The sequence below is a fragment of the Albidovulum sediminis genome, from assembly GCF_025380365.1.
GTDB classification, from domain to species: Bacteria; Pseudomonadota; Alphaproteobacteria; order Rhodobacterales; family Rhodobacteraceae; genus Albidovulum; species Albidovulum sediminis.
The window spans coordinates 2,170,889-2,189,465 of the sequence record NZ_JAOCQF010000001.1 but is presented as its reverse complement, the minus strand read 5'-3'; the positions used below and the strand labels follow the sequence as shown (position 1 = coordinate 2,189,465).

General features: G+C 65.6%; 17 protein-coding genes. 8 read left to right on the top strand and 9 right to left on the bottom strand.

The window, feature by feature from the left end; all coding sequences use genetic code 11:
• The first annotated feature begins 14 nt into the window (after positions 1–14).
• Positions 15–428 carry a universal stress protein gene (locus tag N5I32_RS10770; RefSeq protein ID WP_261495619.1) on the top strand — a complete coding sequence of 138 codons (414 nt, stop codon included), beginning with the start codon at positions 15–17 and terminating at the stop codon, positions 426–428.
• Between the two features lie 54 nt (positions 429–482).
• Here the strand turns inward: N5I32_RS10770 and N5I32_RS10765 are convergent, their stop codons facing one another.
• Together N5I32_RS10765 and N5I32_RS10760 are read right to left on the bottom strand one after the other, a co-directional pair.
• Positions 483–794 (bottom strand): DUF4342 domain-containing protein, encoded by a 312-nt coding sequence (locus N5I32_RS10765; RefSeq protein WP_261495618.1) that lies wholly within the window; start codon positions 792–794, stop codon positions 483–485.
• Between the two features lie 161 nt (positions 795–955).
• Positions 956–1,162, bottom strand: coding sequence for a cold-shock protein (locus N5I32_RS10760; protein ID WP_261495616.1), 207 nt, complete (start codon positions 1,160–1,162; stop codon positions 956–958).
• 281 nt (positions 1,163–1,443) lie between these two features.
• On the opposite strand from N5I32_RS10760, the gene N5I32_RS10755 reads away from it, so the two are divergent.
• Positions 1,444–1,836, top strand: a complete 393-nt coding sequence (locus N5I32_RS10755) for a GFA family protein (RefSeq protein ID WP_261495615.1) — start codon at positions 1,444–1,446, stop codon at positions 1,834–1,836.
• A 103-nt stretch (positions 1,837–1,939) separates the two neighbouring features.
• Here the strand turns inward: N5I32_RS10755 and N5I32_RS10750 are convergent, their stop codons facing one another.
• Positions 1,940–2,530 carry a hypothetical protein gene (locus N5I32_RS10750; RefSeq protein ID WP_261495613.1) on the bottom strand — a complete coding sequence of 197 codons (591 nt, stop codon included), beginning with the start codon at positions 2,528–2,530 and terminating at the stop codon, positions 1,940–1,942.
• Between the two features lie 28 nt (positions 2,531–2,558).
• Complete coding sequence (gene ettA / locus N5I32_RS10745) at positions 2,559–4,214, bottom strand: energy-dependent translational throttle protein EttA (protein WP_261495611.1); 1,656 nt, start codon at positions 4,212–4,214, stop codon at positions 2,559–2,561.
• Positions 4,215–4,458: 244 nt separating this feature from the next.
• Between ettA and N5I32_RS10740 the strand changes: the two genes are divergently transcribed.
• Both N5I32_RS10740 and N5I32_RS10735 read left to right on the top strand, forming a co-directional pair.
• The gene (locus N5I32_RS10740) at positions 4,459–5,064 is read left to right on the top strand and encodes a nicotinate-nucleotide adenylyltransferase (RefSeq protein WP_439648187.1); all 606 of its coding nucleotides are present in this window, start codon (positions 4,459–4,461) and stop codon (positions 5,062–5,064) included.
• Positions 5,065–5,137: 73 nt separating this feature from the next.
• The gene (locus N5I32_RS10735) at positions 5,138–6,604 is read left to right on the top strand and encodes a D-alanyl-D-alanine carboxypeptidase/D-alanyl-D-alanine-endopeptidase (protein ID WP_261495609.1); all 1,467 of its coding nucleotides are present in this window, start codon (positions 5,138–5,140) and stop codon (positions 6,602–6,604) included.
• Between the two features lie 26 nt (positions 6,605–6,630).
• On the opposite strand, the gene N5I32_RS10730 is transcribed toward N5I32_RS10735, so the two are convergent.
• Complete coding sequence (locus N5I32_RS10730; RefSeq protein ID WP_261495608.1) at positions 6,631–7,890, bottom strand: D-amino acid dehydrogenase; 1,260 nt, start codon at positions 7,888–7,890, stop codon at positions 6,631–6,633.
• 113 nt (positions 7,891–8,003) lie between these two features.
• Positions 8,004–8,426: a tellurite resistance TerB family protein gene (locus N5I32_RS10725; RefSeq protein WP_261495606.1), complete on the bottom strand. Its 423-nt coding sequence runs from the start codon at positions 8,424–8,426 to the stop codon at positions 8,004–8,006.
• A 109-nt stretch (positions 8,427–8,535) separates the two neighbouring features.
• Between N5I32_RS10725 and N5I32_RS10720 the strand changes: the two genes are divergently transcribed.
• Positions 8,536–10,116, top strand: a complete 1,581-nt coding sequence (locus N5I32_RS10720; protein WP_261495605.1) for a lysine--tRNA ligase — start codon at positions 8,536–8,538, stop codon at positions 10,114–10,116.
• On the opposite strand, the gene N5I32_RS10715 is transcribed toward N5I32_RS10720, so the two are convergent.
• Entirely contained in the window at positions 10,113–10,979 is an 867-nt protein-coding gene (locus N5I32_RS10715; RefSeq protein ID WP_261495604.1) for a CHAD domain-containing protein, read from the bottom strand. The genes N5I32_RS10720 and N5I32_RS10715 overlap by 4 nt on opposite strands.
• 81 nt (positions 10,980–11,060) lie before the next feature.
• Here N5I32_RS10715 and N5I32_RS10710 point away from each other — a divergent pair, with 81 nt between their 5' ends.
• Together N5I32_RS10710 and N5I32_RS10705 are read left to right on the top strand one after the other, a co-directional pair.
• Positions 11,061–11,465, top strand: coding sequence for a DUF4864 domain-containing protein (locus tag N5I32_RS10710; RefSeq protein ID WP_261495603.1), 405 nt, complete (start codon positions 11,061–11,063; stop codon positions 11,463–11,465).
• 179 nt (positions 11,466–11,644) lie between these two features.
• Entirely contained in the window at positions 11,645–13,942 is a 2,298-nt protein-coding gene (locus N5I32_RS10705) for a right-handed parallel beta-helix repeat-containing protein (protein ID WP_261495601.1), read from the top strand.
• Here N5I32_RS10705 and N5I32_RS10700 read toward each other — a convergent pair.
• Together N5I32_RS10700 and N5I32_RS10695 are read right to left on the bottom strand one after the other, a co-directional pair.
• Positions 13,909–15,585, bottom strand: a complete 1,677-nt coding sequence (locus N5I32_RS10700) for a response regulator (protein WP_261495599.1) — start codon at positions 15,583–15,585, stop codon at positions 13,909–13,911. The genes N5I32_RS10705 and N5I32_RS10700 overlap by 34 nt on opposite strands.
• Before the next feature lie 66 nt (positions 15,586–15,651).
• Positions 15,652–16,146 (bottom strand): HugZ family pyridoxamine 5'-phosphate oxidase, encoded by a 495-nt coding sequence (locus N5I32_RS10695; protein ID WP_261495598.1) that lies wholly within the window; start codon positions 16,144–16,146, stop codon positions 15,652–15,654.
• 456 nt (positions 16,147–16,602) lie between these two features.
• On the opposite strand from N5I32_RS10695, the gene acs reads away from it, so the two are divergent.
• Complete coding sequence (acs, locus tag N5I32_RS10690; RefSeq protein ID WP_261495597.1) at positions 16,603–18,576, top strand: acetate--CoA ligase; 1,974 nt, start codon at positions 16,603–16,605, stop codon at positions 18,574–18,576.
• Position 18,577 lies beyond the last annotated feature (1 nt).

Here is an 18,577-nt window from a genome sequence, read left to right as displayed (position 1 = left end):
AGATGGAGGAAACCATGACACGGAAGATACTTTGCGCGACCGACGGTGCCGACCATTCGAAGGTCGCCGTCATTGCGGCTGCAGAAATGGCGGCGAAGTTCGGGGCGGAACTGACGATCTGTGCCGTCAACGTCGCCCATGGCGGGGCGCGCGGCCCGCTCATCCCGCACTGGTCGGACGCCGATCTTGCCGCGATCCTGGACGGGGCCAAGGCCGTGGCCGCCGAACATGGCGCGGGCAATGCAAGGATCGTGGATGTCGTCAGCCGTGAACCCGCGGCGGGCATCGTCGCCTATGCCGAGCAGAACGGTATCGATCACATCGTGATGGGCACTGGCGACAAGCGCGGCGTCTCGCGACTGGTCCTCGGCTCCGTCGCGGCGGATGTCGCGGCCCGGGCGCATTGCACGGTGACGGTGGCCCGCTGAGGCGGAGCGCTGAGGCGGACGGGGCGGGATCTGGCCTCGCCCCCCTTTCGCCCTTCAGTCCCGGTCGTCGGGGTCGGTCCGCACGACCTCGATCTTCACCTTGGTGACGAAGGCGGCGAGCGCGCCGATCACGGCAAGCAGCGGCGCGGCGAGAACGACCGCGCCCCCGGCGATCGCGCCGATCGTCAGCGGCACCTCGAGGACGAGATCGCCATCGGGTTCGGTGATGCGGATCCGCTTGACCTGCGCGTCGGCGGCAAGTTCCTTGACCCGCGCCACCAGTTCCTCTCCCGCAACCTCGATCTCTTCGGTCCAGTTGCGCTTCTTCTGGGCCCCGGTTTCGGGTGTGCTGTCATCGTCCGGCATGGTTTGCCCTCCGTTTCATGGAACGGCGGCAGTCTGCGCCGAGTCGCCCGCGATGTCATTGACTGGGATCAACGGGCGGCGCTTCCCCCGGTCGCGAGGGGCTTGAAATGAAACAGGGCGGGAGATGTCCCGCCCTGTTCCATGAATTCCAGCGCTTCGTCTCAGACGAGGCTCAGGTTGGTCGCGCTTTCGCGGCCGTCACGGCCGGATTCGATGTCGAAGGTGACCTTCGCGCCATCCTTGAGCGTGCTCAGACCCGAGCGCTCGACCGCCGAGATGTGGACGAACACGTCCTTGCGGCCGCCTTCGGGCTCGATGAAGCCGAAGCCCTTCGTTGCGTTGAACCATTTCACGGTGCCATTGGCCATCGTGGTATCTCCTGTCGTGTTTGCGGCCCACGGAGCGCGGCCGCCCGGCTAAGTCAGAGCAAGATCGAGTGACTGTGGCCGAGAAGGAGACAGCAGGTCGAGATGAATAACGTCGCGGCACCCAAATGGGGGGAAACGGGCAAAAATGCAAGGAAAATCTGCCGATCCGGCAAAAAAGGCCGGGCTGGCGCGGCCGGAATGGGCGGGGGACAGGGGCGCGGTTGCAATGCAGGGGCGCGGGGATAGACTGGCCCGGACGGTCGGATCGAAGGGGGCGCGGCATGGAAACGGTTACCGGCGGGTGCCTGTGCGGCGATGTCCGCATCGAGGCGCGGGGGCGGCCCTGGCGGGTGGGACTGTGCCATTGCCTCGACTGCCGCAAGCACCACGGCGCGCTCTTCCACGCCTCGGCGATCTTTCCGGCGGACCGGGTGACGGTGACGGGCCGGACGCAGGCCTTTGCCGGGCGGCACTTCTGCCCGCGCTGCGGATCGTCCGTCTTCGGCCGGAGCGGCGACGAGGTGGAGGTGAACCTCGGCACGCTCGACGCGCCCGATGGGTTCACCCCGACCTACGAGCTCTGGACCATCCGCCGCGAAAGCTGGCTGCCGCCGTTTCCGGTCAATCGGAGCTATGAGCGCAACCGCGAGGGGACGGGGCGGGAGGAGGGGTAGGGCTGCGCGTCCAGCGCACCTGCCCAACACGAAGCCGACGGCTAACAAAATCAAACGAGCATACTCTCATTACGAACGAGGAATGCCGGTGGGGGAGGGTCAGTTAGAATAAAGGCAGAATTAGTGGTCGAGAATCTGTCATTGGGTGGTTCAAAAGCTCGTCTGAAAAGCTTTCTTTCTTAATTGCCGCCCGAAGTCGCCGTTTTTGCTCGTGCCTTTCAAGGCTATCGAGTTGAGAAAAATACTGATACTCAAACTCTTTCGATTGATTCAGGCTTTTCGGGTACATGCGAAAAAACCAGAGCTGAAAAACCTGCGCGGCAATTGGAATTGGTTGACCGCACTTCATAAAATCATACCAGCCCGCAAAAAGGACTGCGTCGTTTGCTGCGTCGTCGAAGTCGTCAAGCTCCTTGGTCACCTCAAACGGCTTACCACTCAAATCGTGACTGTGCTTGATGACTTTCCAGTGGCGGTTTCGGAGGCGCTTGAAGTCGATTTTCGTCATGTCCGGGAATGTGCCCATTACATGCGATTTGAAGCTTCTATCCGAGTATGTCTCGGCGATGTGCTCAGCGTGCTCAATCGCGGAAGACGCTAAGCAATGAACCGACAACGGATCGGCGTCATCTAAGAATAGCTGTGTGGCAGTCCCCAGAAGTCGCCTTACTAGTTCGATCTGATCAATCGCCATCGTCTGCTCAACGTTTGAGAACGAACCCTCACCTCGTGAACTTCTTGTACTTCACCCGCTTCGGCTCGACCGAATCCGGCCCAAGGCGGCGGATCTTGTCTTCCTCGTAGGCCTCGAAGTTGCCCTCGAACCATTCCACATGCGCGTCGCCCTCGAACGCCAGGATATGTGTGCAGAGGCGGTCGAGGAAGAAGCGGTCGTGGGAGATGATGACGGCGCAGCCGGCGAAGTCGTCGAGCGCGGCTTCGAGTGCCTGCAGGGTCTCCACGTCGAGATCGTTGGTCGGTTCGTCGAGGAGAAGGACGTTGCCGCCCGATTTCAGCAGTTTCGCCATGTGGACGCGGTTGCGTTCACCGCCGGAGAGGAGGCCGACCTTCTTCTGCTGGTCGCCGCCCTTGAAGTTGAACGAGGAGCAGTAGGCGCGCGAGTTGACGGTGATGTCGCCCAGTTCGATCTGCTCGGCCCCGCCGGAGATTTCCTCCCACACGGTCTTGCCCGCGTCGAGCGCGTCGCGCGACTGATCGACGTAGGACAGCTTCACCGTGTCGCCGTAGCTGACGGTGCCGGCGTCTGGCGTCTCCTGCCCGGTCAGCATGCGGAAGAGCGTGGTCTTGCCGGCGCCGTTCGGGCCGATGACGCCGACGATGCCGCCGGGGGGCAGCGCGAAGGTCAGGTCCTCGATCAGCTGCTTGTCGCCCATGTGCTTCTTCAGCCCCTCGACCTCGATCACCTTGCCGCCAAGGCGCGGGCCGTTCGGGATGACGATCTGGGCCGACGTGATCTTTTCCCGCTCGGACTTCGAGGCCATTTCCTCGTAGGCGTTGATCCGGGCCTTTTGCTTCGCCTGCCGGGCCTTGGCGCCGGCGCGGATCCATTCGAGTTCCTTCTCCAGAACCTTCTGGCGCGCCTTGTCCTCGCGCGCTTCCTGCTCCAGCCGCTTGGCCTTCTGTTCGAGCCAGGCGGAATAGTTGCCCTCATACGGAATGCCGCGGCCGCGGTCGAGTTCGAGGATCCAGCCGGTGATGTCGTCGAGGAAATAGCGGTCGTGGGTGACGATCAGGATCGTGCCCTTGTACTCGATCAGGTGCTTTTGCAGCCAGGCGATGGTTTCGGCGTCGAGGTGGTTGGTCGGTTCGTCGAGAAGCAGCATGTCGGGCGCCTCGAGCAGCAGCTTGCAGAGTGCGACCCGGCGCTTTTCGCCGCCGGACAGGCTGTCGATCTGCGCGTCGTCGGGCGGGCAGCGCAGCGCCTCCATCGCGACGTCGATCTGGCTGTCGAGGTCCCAGAGGTTTTCGGCGTCGATCTCGTCCTGCAGGCGGGCCATCTCGTCCGCCGTCTCGTCGGAATAGTTCATCGCCAATTCGTTGTAGCGGTCGAGCTTGGCCTGCTTGGCCTTGACGCCTTCCATCACGTTGCCACGGACGTTGAGCGCGGGATCCAGTTCCGGCTCCTGCGGGAGGTAGCCCACCGTCGCGCCCTTGGCGGCCCAGGCCTCGCCGGCAAAGTCCTTGTCGATCCCGGCCATGATGCGCAGGAGCGTGGACTTGCCCGAGCCGTTGACGCCGACGACGCCGATCTTGACGCCCGGCAGGAAGTTCAGGCGGATGTTCTCGAAGCACTTCTTGCCGCCGGGATAGGTCTTGGAGACGCCATCCATGTGATAGACGAACTGGTAGGAAGCCATGGGTGAAGTCCTCGTGTGTGCGGGTTTGAGCTTCATCTAGACAAGCGCGGGGCAAAGGGCAATCCGGGGCAACTGCGTGTCGGCCACGCCCGCGACGGAAGTCATCGGATTGGCCGGCCCGAGACGAGGCAACTACCGGGCTGGGGCGATTTGTGCCGCAGGGTCCTGCGCCATCACCCGCAGAAGTCCGCGTTGACAGCGGCACAGGTGGCGGGAACAAAGGGCGGGCAGCAAGGAGCGCGATTTGCAGGGTTTTCCCTTCGCCTGTCCCGGCATGAGCATCGGCCTTCTCGGCGGGTCGTTCGACCCTGCCCATCAGGGCCATGCCCACATCACCGGCGAGGCCTTGAAGCGGATCGGGCTGGACCGGGTCTGGTGGCTGGTCAGCCCCGGCAATCCCCTGAAGGCACGCCAGCCCGCGCCGATGGCAGAGCGGATGGCTCGGGCGCGGGCGGTGATGGACGATCCCCGTGTCGTCGTCAGCGATCTGGAGGCGCGGCTGGGCACGCGCTTTACCGCGCAGACGCTGCGGCGCCTGACGGCGCTTTATCCCGGCGTGCGCTTCGTCTGGCTGATGGGGGCGGACAACCTGGTTCAGTTCGACCGCTGGCAGGACTGGGAATGGATCATGCGGAACGTGCCGATCGGCGTCTTCGCCCGCCCCGGCTCGCGTCTGGCGGCGCTGGGCGCGCGCGCGGCCGAGGAATACGCGCGCTTTCGCCTGCCGGGCCCTTCTGCGCGGCTGCTGCCCTTCCGCAAGGCGCCAGCCTGGTGCTTTCTCGACGTGCCGATGGTCGACATCTCCTCAAGCGCGATCCGCGCGCGGGGGGAATGGCGCGCGGGGGCTTGATCGGCCCGCCCGGCTTGGGGATAGTCGGGAGACGGCAGAGGACGGGCGCAGGGCCGGGGAGGGGCAGTCGCGCATGGATCGGCGGTTGTTTCTGGGGACGCTGGCGTCGGGTCTTGTGACCCGCGCCTGGGCCGAGGCGCCCTTGACCTCGGCGCGACCGGTTGCCCGGCCCGCTGTCGCCTCGGCGGGTCCGGCCCCGGCAGGTGTCGCATTCGACCTGGTCGCTGCGGCGCAGCTTTCGGGGCGCACCTCCTACGCCCTTTTCGACGTGAAGTCAGGACGGATGATCGAGGCGCTCGACCCTGGCGAGCCCATGCCGCCGGCCAGCACGGCCAAGGCGATCACCACGCTTTACGCGCTCGAACACCTGGGCGCGGGCTATCGCTTTGTCACAAAGGTCGTGGCGACCGGCCCGGTGCAGAACGGGAGCGTGGCGGGCGATCTGGTGCTGGTCGGCGGCGGCGACCCCACGCTGACCACGGACGGGCTGGCGGAACTGGCAGCCACCCTTGCCGCGCTGGGTGTTCGTGGGGTCGAGGGGCGTTTCCGCGTCTGGGGCGGCGCCCTGCCCTACATCCGCGAGATTGACCCCGATCAGCCGGAGTGGCTGGGCTACAACCCCGCCGTGGCGGGCCTGAACCTGAACTTCAACCGCGTGAACTTCACCTGGAAGCGCGAGGGGCAGGGCTACACGGTCGGCATGAACGCCGAGGACAGGCGCAATGTGCCCGAGGTCTCCGTCGCGCGTGTCCGGCTCGCCGAGCGAGACCTGCCGGTCTATGCCTATGACGAGAAGGGCGGGTTCGAGGACTGGAGCGTGTCGCGTCAGGCGCTGGGCGGCGGGGGAAGCCGCTGGCTGCCGGTGCGCCACCCCGATCTTTATGCCGGCGATGTGTTCCGCACGCTGGCGGCGGCTGCCGGGCTGAAATTGCCGGCCCCGGAAGTGATGCAGCGCGCGCCGGAAGGACAGGTTCTGGCCGAGCGCGGCAGTGACGATCTCGACGAGATCCTTCGCCAGATGATGCGCTATTCCACCAACATGACAGCCGAGGCGGTCGGGATGGCGGCCTCGCTGCGGCGCGGGGTCGCGCGCCATGCGGCTTCGGGGCCGGCGATGTCGGCCTGGGTCGGCGCGCGCGCCGGGGTACAGGGCGCGCGTTTCGTGGACCATTCCGGTCTTGGCGGGGCATCGCGGATCTCGGCAGAGGCCATGGCAACGGCCCTTGTGCGGCTGGGTCCGGGTGCCCGGCTAGGCCCCCTGATGAAAGAGATCGGCGTCGAGGAGGACGGCGTCAGGTTGCCCGCGACCGTGCGCGCGAAAACCGGGACGCTGAATTTCGTCTCGGCGCTGGCGGGATACTTCACCACCCCGCAGGGGCGCGAATTGGCCTTCGCGATCTTCTCGGCCGATGTCGCGCGGCGCGACGCCCTGAGCGAGGCGGAACGCGAGCGGCCCAAGGGTGGCAAGGCCTGGGTCAAGCGGGCGCGTGGTCTGCAGCACGACCTGATCGCGCGCTGGTCGCACGTTCACGCCGGGTAGTGTTTCTTTTCCGGCAGGGCGGTGGGTTAGAGCCCGTAGCGCGCCGCCGTCAGCCCCTCAAAGCTGATGTCCGGTTTGCGCCCGAGCACAAGGTCGGCCACCGCGCGGCCCGAGCCCGCCGCCATGGTCCAGCCCAGCGTGCCGTGCCCGGTGTTGAGATAAAGGTTCGGATAGCGCGTCGGGCCGAGGATGGGCGTGCCATCGGGCGTCATCGGGCGCAGGCCCGTCCAGCCCTCGGCCTTGTCGAGATCGCCGCCGTTCGGGAACAGATCGCCGATCACATGGCGCACGGTGGCGGTCGCGTTCGGGCCCAGCCGGTTCGAATAGCCCGCGATCTCTGCGGTGCCCGCAACGCGGATGCGATCGCCAAGCCGGGTAATGGCGACCTTGTGAGTCTCGTCCATGATCGTGGATTGCGGCGCGCCCGCGTCGTCGGTCACCGGCAGCGTGACCGAGTAACCCTTGACCGGATAGACCGGCAGCCTGAGGTCGATCGGGTCGAGCAGGTTGGGCGCGTAGCTGCCCAGCGCGCAGACATAGGCATCGGCCCGGACGAGCCCGAGCCTGTCCGTCTGCACGCCCAGAACGCGGTCGCCCTCGACCCGGATCATCTCGATCTTCTGCCCATAGTGGAAGCGCGCGCCGAGCGCCGCCGTTTTCTCGGCGAGTGCCATGGTGAACATGCGGCAGTCGCCGGTGCGGTCCGCCGTCAGGCGCAGCCCGCCGACGAACTTGTCGCGCACATGGGCCAGAGCGGGTTCGACGGCGATGCAGCCGTCCGGGTCGAGCACCTCGAACGGGCTGTCGAACTCGGCCAGGATATCCTGATCGGCCTTTGAGGCCTTGAGCTGCTTTTCCGTTCGGAAAAGCTGGAGCGTGCCCTGCGCGCGGCCGTCGTATTCGATCCCGGTCTCGGCGATAAGGTCCGGCAGAACGTCACGGGAATAGTTCGAAATCCGGACCATGCGCGACTTGTTGATCGCATAGGACGCGTCGTTGCAGTTCATCAGCATCTGCGCCCCCCACTTCCACATCCGTGGGCTGATGAGCGGCCAGATAAACAGCGGCCGTCGCTTCATGAAAAGCCACTTGAGCGCCTTCATCGGCACACCCGGCGCGGCCCAGGGCGAGGTCATGCCGTAGCTGAGTTCTCCGGCGTTGGCATAGCTCGTCTCGAGCCCCGGCCCCGGCTGGCGGTCAAGCACAGTGACCTCGGCGCCGGATTTCGCGAGATAGTAGGCTGTGGTCACGCCGATAACTCCGGCGCCCATCACGACGATCTTCATCTGCATGTCCCGTTCACGTTTCGCGCGCCGCTAGCATAGCAGAAGTGCCGCGGCAATCGAGCGCCGTGGCCGGACCTCTGCGGCGGCCGGGGCTGGTCTTCCCCCAGGAGGGATCAGAGCGTCAGGTGCCGCGCCCTGGCGCCGCGTTCGATGGCTGCGGCGTGCAGCCGGTCGATGTTCAGCTCGTGGCGAACCTCGGCCAGAAGCCGCAACTCATCCTGACCGAGCGAGCCGTCGGCCGCGGCAACATCACAGGCCAGCGCGTAGGCGGTTTCCCAAAGACGTTCCGGGAGCGCATCGCGGACCATGGCGAAAAGCGTGTCGAGCCCGTCGTCGTCTTCCATCAGACGATAGACGGTCTGGGCGACCTCCTTGATGGCGTCGATATCGTAATCGGCGAAGACCGGAAGATGGTTTACCTGGCGTTCGATGGCGACAAGCTCGGACGTGCGGATCGATTCATCCGAGACCGAGACAGTGACCATGATGGCGACAAGGGCGTCTTGCGCGGTGAAGGCGGGCAGGGTGTGGGTCACGTTCGGGTCCTCGCTGTGGTGCGGGGCAAATTATTGACGATCCGCCCCCCGTTCAATAGGAGACGGACCTTGCGGCACACGGGGTGCCGTCCTTTCGGGAATTTCTGTCATGTCCTCCTTGCGCGATGCCGCGATGAACTCCAAAGCCTGGCCTTTCGAGGAAGCGCGCCGCGTTCTCAAACGCTATGAGAAGAAGGCGCCCGAGAAGGGGTATGTGCTGTTCGAGACCGGCTACGGCCCTTCGGGCCTGCCGCATATCGGCACCTTCGGGGAAGTGCAGCGGACGACGATGATCCGCCGCGCCTTCGAGATCATCAGCGACATTCCGACCAAGCTCATCTGTTTCTCGGATGACCTGGACGGGATGCGCAAGGTGCCCGACAACGTGCCGCAGCAGGAGATGCTGAAGGCGAACCTTCAGCGGCCGCTGACGTCGGTCCCCGATCCGTTCGGCGAGCATGAAAGCTTCGGCCACCACAACAACGCGATGCTGCGCCGGTTCCTCGACACCTTCGGGTTCGAGTACGAGTTCATCAGCGCGACGGATTTCTACAGGTCTGGCCGTTTCGACGAAACGCTGGTGCGGTGCTGCGAACGCTATGACGCGATCATGGAGATCATGCTCGCCTCGCTGCGCGAGGAACGGCAGCAGACCTATTCCTGCTTCCTGCCGATCCACCCGGAAACCGGCCGCGTGCTCTATGTCCCGATGAAGAACGTCGATGCGGCGAAGGGCGAGATCACCTTCGACGACGAGACGGGCCGCGAGTGGACGCTGCCGGTCACCGGCGGCCGGGTAAAGCTGCAATGGAAGCCCGATTTCGGCGCGCGATGGGCAGCACTCGGCGTCGACTTCGAGATGTATGGCAAGGACCATTCGACCAACACGCCGATCTACGACGGCATCTGCGAGGCGCTGGGCGCCAGGGCGCCGGAACATTTCACTTACGAGCTTTTCCTCGACGAGCACGGGCAGAAGATTTCCAAGTCGAAGGGCAATGGCCTGACCATCGATGAATGGCTGACCTATGCCGCGACGGAAAGCCTTGGCTACTTCATGTACCAGAAGCCCAAGACGGCCAAGCGGCTCTGGTGGGACGTGATCCCGAAGGCGGTCGACGAATATCACCAGCAACTGCGTGCCTTCCCCGACCAGGACATCGACGCAAGGCTTGCGAACCCGGTCTGGCACATCCACAACGGCCAGCCGCCCGCCTCGGACATGGTGGTGCCGTTCGCGATGCTTCTGAACCTTGCGAGCGTCGCCGGTGCCAAGGACAAGTCGGGGCTGTGGGGGTTCATCCGTCGCTACGCGCCAAATGCGACGCCCGACGCGAACCCGCAGCTTGATCAGGCGGCGGAGTTTGCGGTGCGCTACTTCAACGATTTCGTTGCGCCATCGCGGAGTTTCCGGGCGCCGTCCGACACGGAACGCGCGGCGATGGAGGATCTGGTCTCCCGGCTCAGGACCTGGGACGGCGGGCTGGACGCCGAGGCGTTGCAGTCGATGGTCTTCGCGGTCGGCAAGGAGCATGGGTTCGAGCCGCTGCGCGACTGGTTCACCGCGCTTTACGAGGTGCTGCTGGGTGCGTCGCAAGGGCCGCGCTTCGGCGGCTTCATCGCGCTTTACGGTGTCGCGGAAACGATCGCCCTGATCGAGCGTGCGCTGGCCGGCGAACTGACCGGCTAGTCACGCCAGATCTGCCACCAGCCCCGCCACCTGCGCGACAGCCCGCCCGCGGGTTCGCTGAAGAAGCGCGCGCCAAGTCGGCGCGCGTCCGCGAGCAGGCGAGCCTCCTCCTCCGCGGCGGCGGCGCGAAACTCCTCGCCGCCCTCGACCCCGGCGAGCGCCTCGATCAGGAAGGCCAGATCGCGCGCCTCACCCAGGCGTTCGCCAAGCGCGTCTGCCGCGGCGATGTGATGCACCATCATCTCCGGCCAGATCGGGGCGAGCAGGCGGGCATGGTACCAGTGATCCTTGGCGCGCTTGCGCCACTGGTGAAGCGCCTCGCCGCTCGGGTCAGAGATTGCCGCCGTCATCGCCTTCTGGGCCGCCGACCAGGTCCGCTCCAGCCCGGGGGAAAGCGCGCCGAAGCCGGTGCCGGAGATATTCCACCCGGAAAGCCGCTCCAAGATCGCGGCAATCAGGCGTCTATGCTCGGCAAGGCGGTCGGCGGCCTCTTCCTCGACGAGCGCTGCGCGGGGGTGGAGGATCGCCTCGCGCAGGGTCTCGCGCGCGGCGAGCGGGGTATATAGACGGCGTGACAGGGTATCGAAGCTTTCGGCCAGCGCGTCGTTGTCGCGCAGGTCGGCGATGATCCGGCCGGCGTCCTTCAGCGCGGCATCCTCGCGGTCGAAGGCCTTGAAGTTCGGGCGGACAAGCCGGATCAGGGCGCGGATCTTCTTGATGTTCTTGCGCAACTCCCGCACGCGCTCGGCGCGCGGGCGGGCGTCGTCCTCCAGCAGGGCGAGCGACGCCTCGATGCGGTTTCGGGCCAGTTTGCGGACCGATTTCGCGACGGATCGGTCCTTGTCGGGGAATGCGAATGGCATAGGATACCTGTCATGAGGCGATGCGCCGGCAGGAGGCGACTCAACAACACTTCGGTAACGCGCTGATGACAGGAGGGCGGAATGCGCGGAGCGTGGATGGGGGCGATATTCGGCGTGCTTCTCTCGCTGCCCGCCTTGGCCGGCGAGGCCGAGGACATCCGGGGCGTGATCCGCGCGCAGGTCGATGCCTTTCTGGCAGACGACGTCCGGACCGCCTTCGGCTTCGCCTCTCCCACGATCCGGACGATCTTCGGGACGCCCGAGAATTTCGGACGCATGGTCGCGAACGGCTACCCGATGATCTGGAGGCCGCGGGCGGTCGATTTCCTCGATCTGCGCGACGCTGACGGGCGCCGTTTCCAGCGGGTCCGCGTGCAGGATGGCGCGGGAGAGGCGTTTCTGTTCGACTACGAGATGGTCGTGGTCGACGGAGAGTGGCGGATCAACGGCGTCTACCCGGTGCAGATGCCCGCGCCTTCGGTCTAGTTCAGCGCGCGCTGGCTTCACCGCCCGCTCAGACGTTTGATGATAGCACTGTTCCCCGAGGGCCGATGGCCCCGTTTCCCCGGCATGAGCATTCCATTCGCCGCCCACGGGCGCGAAGCCCCGCTTTCGGGGCGGGCGATGGTGTGGCCGGGGCCTGGCAACGACAAGGGGTTCTGGGAATGAACAAGGCGATTACCGACGGGCTGGTGCTGATGCCGCCCGCTTTCGAGAACGGGCTTGGCGTCTGGTCTAGCGAGGATGGCACGCCCGGTTCGCCCACCTACGAGGGCGCGCCGAATGCCGCCCTGGTCCTGGCGGATCAGGACTTCGGCAGTTGCATCGAGATGGTCAAGACCGCCGCGACGCAGAAGCTGCGCTACATGGGGGAAACGCCGATACTGCCGGGCTGCTACCTGCGCGTGACCGCGCGCGTGAAGGCGATCAGCGGCAACCTGCCCTCCGTGCGGATCGCGGCCTGGGCCGGGGCGGCGGGGAACGCGCATCTGGCGGGCGTCGTCGAAACCGGCGCGAGCCTGGCGCTGACCGCCTATGGCAAGGTCGAGACCGTGCAGGCGATCATCGGGACCGGCGCGCGGCAGGGCGTCGACATGGCCTGGGGCACCGCCGCGATCTTTGGCCATGTCGGCCTTGATCTGACCGGGACGAATGGCGGGGTGGTGCGGATCGACGACATCGAGGTCGAGGACATCACCTCGGCATTCCTGCGCACGATGATGGACTGGGTGGATGTGCGCGACTACGGCGCGAAGGGTGACGGCGTCACCAACGATGCCGCCGCGTTCGAGGCGGCCGACGCCTCCGCCTTTGCCGCCGGCCGCTCGCTCCTGGTGTCTGCCGGAACCTACCTTCTGGACGCCGATGTGACGCTCGAAGCGCCGGTCCGGTTCGAGGGGAAGCTGTCCATGCCCGTCAACAGGCGGCTGGCGATCACCCGGAACTACACGCTCGACGCCTATGTCGACGCCTTCGGGGATGAGGAGCAAGGGTTCCGCAAGGCCTTTCAGGCACTGATCAATTTCACCGACCATGACTCGCTCGACATGGGCGGGCGGCGTGTGAACGTGACCGCTCCGATTGACATGCAGGCGGCGGTCAGCAACAAGACCACCTTCTTCACCCGCCGCGTCATCCGCAACGGCCAGTTCGAGGTCGAGGCCGGGCCGGCCTGGGATCCGGTGGTTGTCACCTCGCTCGCGACCTACAGCGTCTCGAACGATACGCAGCTGACGGCCGTCGCCAACATCGCCAACATCGCGCCGGGCTCTCTGGTCGAAGGCAACGGCGTGGGGCGCGAGGTCTATGTGACCGCCGTCAACATCGGCGCGGGCACACTGACGCTGAGCAAGCCCCTGTATGACGCGGCGGGGACGCAGACCTTCACCTTCACCCGCTTCAAGTATGTGCTCGACTTCTCGGGCTTTTCCGCGCTGGACAAGATGTCTCTGGCCGAGGTCGAAATCCAGTGCAATGGCCTGGCGAGCGGAATTCTCCTTCCGCCCTCGGGAAAGAACTTCCTGATCCGCGACTGCGCCATCAACCAGCCGCGTAACCGCGGCATCACCTCGCACGGGGATGGATGCCAGGGGATGGAGATCGACCGCTGCCAGTTCCTGTCCGCCGAGGTTTCGGTGCCGGCGCAGGATCGCGTTTCGATCCTGTTCAACACCAACGCCAACGATGTGAAGGTGCGCGAATGCCGCGCGGTGCGGTTTCGGCACTTCGGCGTGATCGGCGGCAACAACAACCTGTTCATCGGCAATCACTTCTTCCAGGGGGACAACCAGTCGAACGGCGTCCGGCTGGCGGGACTTGTGCTTGCGGGCAGCAACCTGTCGACGACTTTGACCGGCAACTACATCGACAACTGCTTTCTGGAGATGACGAACGAGTATGAGGCCGATCCGGGCTTTGCCAACCAGTTCTCGTTCGGCGGTCTGACGATCACCGGCAACACCTTCGTTGCCTCCGACGTGGCAAGCTGGTTCAGCTGGATCGTGTTCAAGCCTTTCGGTGCGGGGCATTTCATCGACGGGCTGAGTATCACCGGCAACAGCTTCAAGGTCTTCAACGGTTCCATCGACCGCGTCGACAAGGTCGACACGACCTTTGCCGCGCTGGACAATTCCCGCATGGTGAATGTCCTTGTCCAGGGCAACACCTTCCGGTCGGTGGGGCAGCCGATCGCGAACCCGGTCACGATAGAGCACAACCAGGCCACCGCCGCGACCACCTGGACGGTCAACCCCTCGGCATTCCTGCCGTTCGGCGGGTGGGCCCGCAATGTCGAGGCGATCGTCGCCGAAGGCATGATCACCGGCAACTCGGGCGAGCGCCGGTCGGACATGCCTTTCGTGAATGTGGAGCAAGGGGCAGCAAAGCAGCAGGTCACGTTGAACTGGGCCGCCGTTTCCAAGGGTCGCGTTCACGTCCGGGTGCGTATGGACAATCCGAACTGATCGACCTGGGGCCGTGTCACCGCGGCCTCGATCTCTGCCCAGAGCACGCGCCGGTCGATGGGCTTGGGGACATAACCGTCAAGCCCCATGTCCATCAACCGGTCGCGCTGCTCGCTGAGGAAATCGGCCGTCAGGGCGATCACCGGGACGATCGCGCCGGAGCCCGCCGTGGCGCGGATCCGGCGGAAGGTTTCCACCCCGTCCATCCCCGGCATGTTCATGTCCAGAAGCACGACATCGACTGACTTTTCCGCCAGGAATGCCAGGGCCGCGGGGCCGCTGTCCGCTTCGGTCGCGTTCATGCCCAGGCTGCGCAGCAACTGGATGATCACGAAGCGGTTGGTCGATATGTCGTCCACGACCAGCGCGTGCCGACCCGTTCCCGCGCCCTCCGACGGCTCCGCAACCGGGCCGTAGGGAAGTTCGATCTCGGCCGCGGCGGGGGCGCCGGCTTCGGCGGCGAAGCGCACGCGACCGCCCATCGTGCGGGCAATCCGCTCGACAAACGCGAGTGCCAGGTCCAGGCCCACGGTGTCGACGAAGGGTGAGGCCGCGGCCACCGGCCCCGGCGTCGTCGCCGTCAAGCGCAGGACAAGGCGGTTGCGGGCGCCCTTCACGGCGCGGCAGTCAAGATGCATCTGCGGTGCCAGACTTGCCCCTGCAACCGCGACCGACAGGCCGCCCAGGCATTTTCGCAGCAGGTTCGGATCGATGCGCGCAAGTTCGGGCACATCATCCCCGATTTCGACAACCGCGCGCGCATCGGGATTGCGCCTCTGCGCCGCAGAGAGCGCCAGCGCCTCCTCCAGCTCGCGTCGGAGCGAAGATGTCACCGGGCGGTACTTCAACTCGCCCTCCGCCGTGGCCGCGAGGTCGAGCGCATCGTTGATCAGCATGTGCAGGCGGCGACCCGCTTCCTCGACGTCGGAGGCATGACCGCGCGCGGCCTCGACCGAGGGTTCGGCCCGCAGAAGCTGGCTGAGGCCCAGGATCGTGTTCAAGGGCGTGCGCATCTCGTGGCTCATTGCAGAAAGGAACCGGGTCTTGGCACGGCTCGCCTCCTCGGCCGACCTACGCGCGTCGGCCAGTACCTTTTCCGCGTGGTGGCTCTGAAGCATCGCGTAAAGGAAATAGGCCAGCAGAACCAGCACGCTGATCGTCGTGATGGCGGTCGCTGCGAGGTTGCCGCTCCGGGCGTAGTCCTGAAGCGCCAGCCACAGAAGCACGCCCGCCGACGGCATCGCCGCGGCGATCCCATGCGTGATGTCGATCGTGCGCACCGTCGCCGCATTCAGAAGCGCGCCGATCAGCGCCAGGATCGCGATCGTGTTGGCGGAGGCCATGTCGATCTGCCAGGCCCAGTAGGGCATCGTACAGAAGGCACTGACCCCAAGGAAGGTATTGCCCAGGATGGCCGCCTGCACGGCGCGGATCGGGCGCCGGGTGAACAGGCGAAACAGCCAGATCTGGGCGACCTCGGACAACAGGCAAGCCGCAAAGACCCAAAGGACGCTCTCGCCGGGCAGGAAAAATCCGAACAGGATGCAGGCCGACGCGATCCCGGCCTGCCGCGCAGGCAGATCACGAAAGACACGATCCTTCTGGCGCAGCACGGCGTCCTGCCAGATCGCCTGATTGCTCATCCCCATCCGCCCGAAACGCACCCGACCACCGCGTCAGGCCTCAGTCCGCCACGGCGCCGCCGCCCTTCAGGCAAGTCTAAGGTCTTCTGGCAGAAGATGAAAGGCTTTGCCGAAACCGGCGTTCAGGTCGCCGCCGGTCACGTCGAAGACGACAAAGCTGAAGTCCGCGAAATCGGCATAGAGGCCGGCCTTCGGATGATCGGTCAGCCAGCGGTCCCGTACGGCCGCATGGCTCGCGTCCGCGCGCGGAAGAAAGCGGGCCTGAACCGCAAGCGTCAGGCGCGGATGCGTCAGCGGGTCGCCGCGCGGTCCGGGTTCGCCGACGAGGAGCGAGGCCTGCGGCCGGTTGCGAAGCGCACGGGTATGCAGGGCCAGGTCTGATATCAGGGTAACCGGCCGGCCGTCGGGCGACATCCCGAACCCCACCCGCGTGACATGCGGTCCGGCGGTTTCGGGGTGGATGACCGCGAGGGCGGCGAAGCGCGCGGCCCGCATCAGGGACGCGGCGATTTCGCGGGCCTGGTCGTCCGTTTCGCGGATCGGAGAGGGTCGTTCGATCATGCTGCGCGTCTCCTCCCCCACGGGGTATCGCACGGAGGCCGCGCTTGCGGCAAGCCCGTCAAATGTCCCGTGCCGTACATGGGCGAATCATCCGAATCGCGTGATCGCTAACAGGTTTTGCAGGCTCGATCGGGTGAATCCGCCCGCTTCCCGGGCCCTGTCCGCGCTTCGAGGTTACGCTTGCGGAAGGCGGGCGGCGCCCCGCTTTGGCAAGGCTGCGGGCGCTACACCCATGCTGCGGTAAAGCAAGCGGGTTTTTGCCGATATCAGATAAAATTAACAAGTAAATTGCAATTCCTGTGAACAAGTTTACAAAAAAACGTAACGTGCAAAATAAGATACGCAAAAACCGTCGATTGGTTTACAATGCACGTGTGACACCCGATCCTGGGGCTGCATCGGGCGGCCCGGACGGGGTGTCTGCAGGGGCGCATGCGACAAGCGGAGGAGCAGACGATGGCCGGTAGAGATCAGGGTTCAGCCGAGGCAACCTCAAAGCATCCGGTTCCGCCGGGCTTCGCGGGTGCGCTGGTCACGCCCGAAAGCTACAGCGCCATGTATGCGGCCTCGATCGCCGATCCCGACGCCTTCTGGGGCGAGCAGGGCAAGCGGATCGACTGGATCAAGCCCTACACCCGCGTCAAGAACACCGATTTCACCTTCGGGCAGGTGTCGATCAACTGGTTCGAGGATGGCGTGCTGAACGTCGCGGCGAACTGCACCGACCGTCATCTGGCCAGGCGCGGCAGCCAGACCGCGATCATCTGGGAACCCGATGATCCGAAGACCCCGGCCCGCCACATCAGCTATGCCGAACTGCACGAGAACGTCTGCCGGATGGCCAATGTGCTCAAGGCGCATGGGGCCGCGAAGGGGGATCGTGTCGTCCTCTACCTGCCGATGATCCCCGAAGCCGCCTATGCCATGCTGGCCTGCGCCCGGATCGGGGCCATCCATTCCGTCGTCTTCGGCGGCTTCTCGCCCGATGCGCTGGCCAACCGCGTCAACGACAGCGAGGCGAAGATCGTCATCACCGCCGACACCGCGCCGCGGGGCGGCCGCCGCACGCCGCTCAAGTCCAACGCGGACGCGGCGCTGCTGCACTGCGACGACAAGGTGAAGTGCATGGTGGTGAAGCATACCGGCGACCAGACCACCTGGGTCGACGGCCGCGACATCGACATCCTGGCCGAGATGCGCGCGGCCAGCGCCGACTGCCCGGCAGAGCCGGTGAACGCGGAAGACCCGCTCTTCGTTCTCTACACCTCGGGGTCGACCGGCAAGCCGAAGGGCGTCGTGCACACCTCGGGCGGCTACCTCGTCTATGCCGCGATGACCCACCAGCTGACCTTCGACTACAAGGACGGCGACATCTTCTGGTGCACGGCGGACGTGGGCTGGGTCACCGGCCACAGCTACATCGTCTACGGGCCGCTCGCCAACGGCGCGACGACCGTGATGTTCGAGGGCGTGCCGACCTTCCCCGATGCGGGCCGCTTCTGGGAGGTCTGCGCCAAGCACAAGGTCAACCAGTTCTACACCGCCCCGACCGCGATCCGCGCCCTGATGGGGCAGGGTGCCGAGTGGGTCGAGAAGCATGACCTGTCGTCGCTGCGCGTGCTGGGCACGGTCGGCGAGCCGATCAACCCCGAAGCCTGGGTCTGGTATGACAAGCATGTGGGCAAGGGCAAATGCCCCATCGTCGACACCTGGTGGCAGACCGAAACCGGCGGCCACCTGATCACCCCGCTTCCGGGCGCCACCGAGACCAAGCCGGGATCGGCGACACTGCCCTTCTTCGGCATCAAGCCGGTCGTGCTGAACGCCGAAAGCGGTGTCGTGCAGGAAGGCAACCCGGCCGAAGGCGTGCTCTGCATCGCCGACAGCTGGCCGGGGCAGATGCGCACCGTCTGGGGCGATCACCAGCGGTTCCAGGAAACCTATTTCCAGCAGTACAAGGGCTATTACTTCACCGGCGACGGCTGCCGCCGGGACGAGGACGGCTATTACTGGATCACCGGCCGCGTCGATGACGTGATCAACGTCTCCGGCCACCGCATGGGTACGGCCGAGGTGGAATCCGCGCTCGTCGCGCATGAAAAGGTCGCCGAGGCCGCCGTGGTCGGCTACCCGCACGAGATCAAGGGCCAGGGCATCTATGCCTATGTCACGCTGATGAACGGGGTGGAACCGACCGAGGACCTGCGCAAGGAGCTTGTGAAGTGGGTCCGCAACGAGATCGGGCCGATCGCCAGCCCCGACCTGATCCAGTGGGCGCCGGGCCTGCCCAAGACCCGCTCGGGCAAGATCATGCGCCGCATCCTGCGCAAGATCGCCGAGAACGACTTTGGCGCGCTGGGCGACACCTCGACGCTCGCCGATCCGTCGGTGGTCGACGATCTGATCGGCAACCGCATGAACCGGGCCTGAC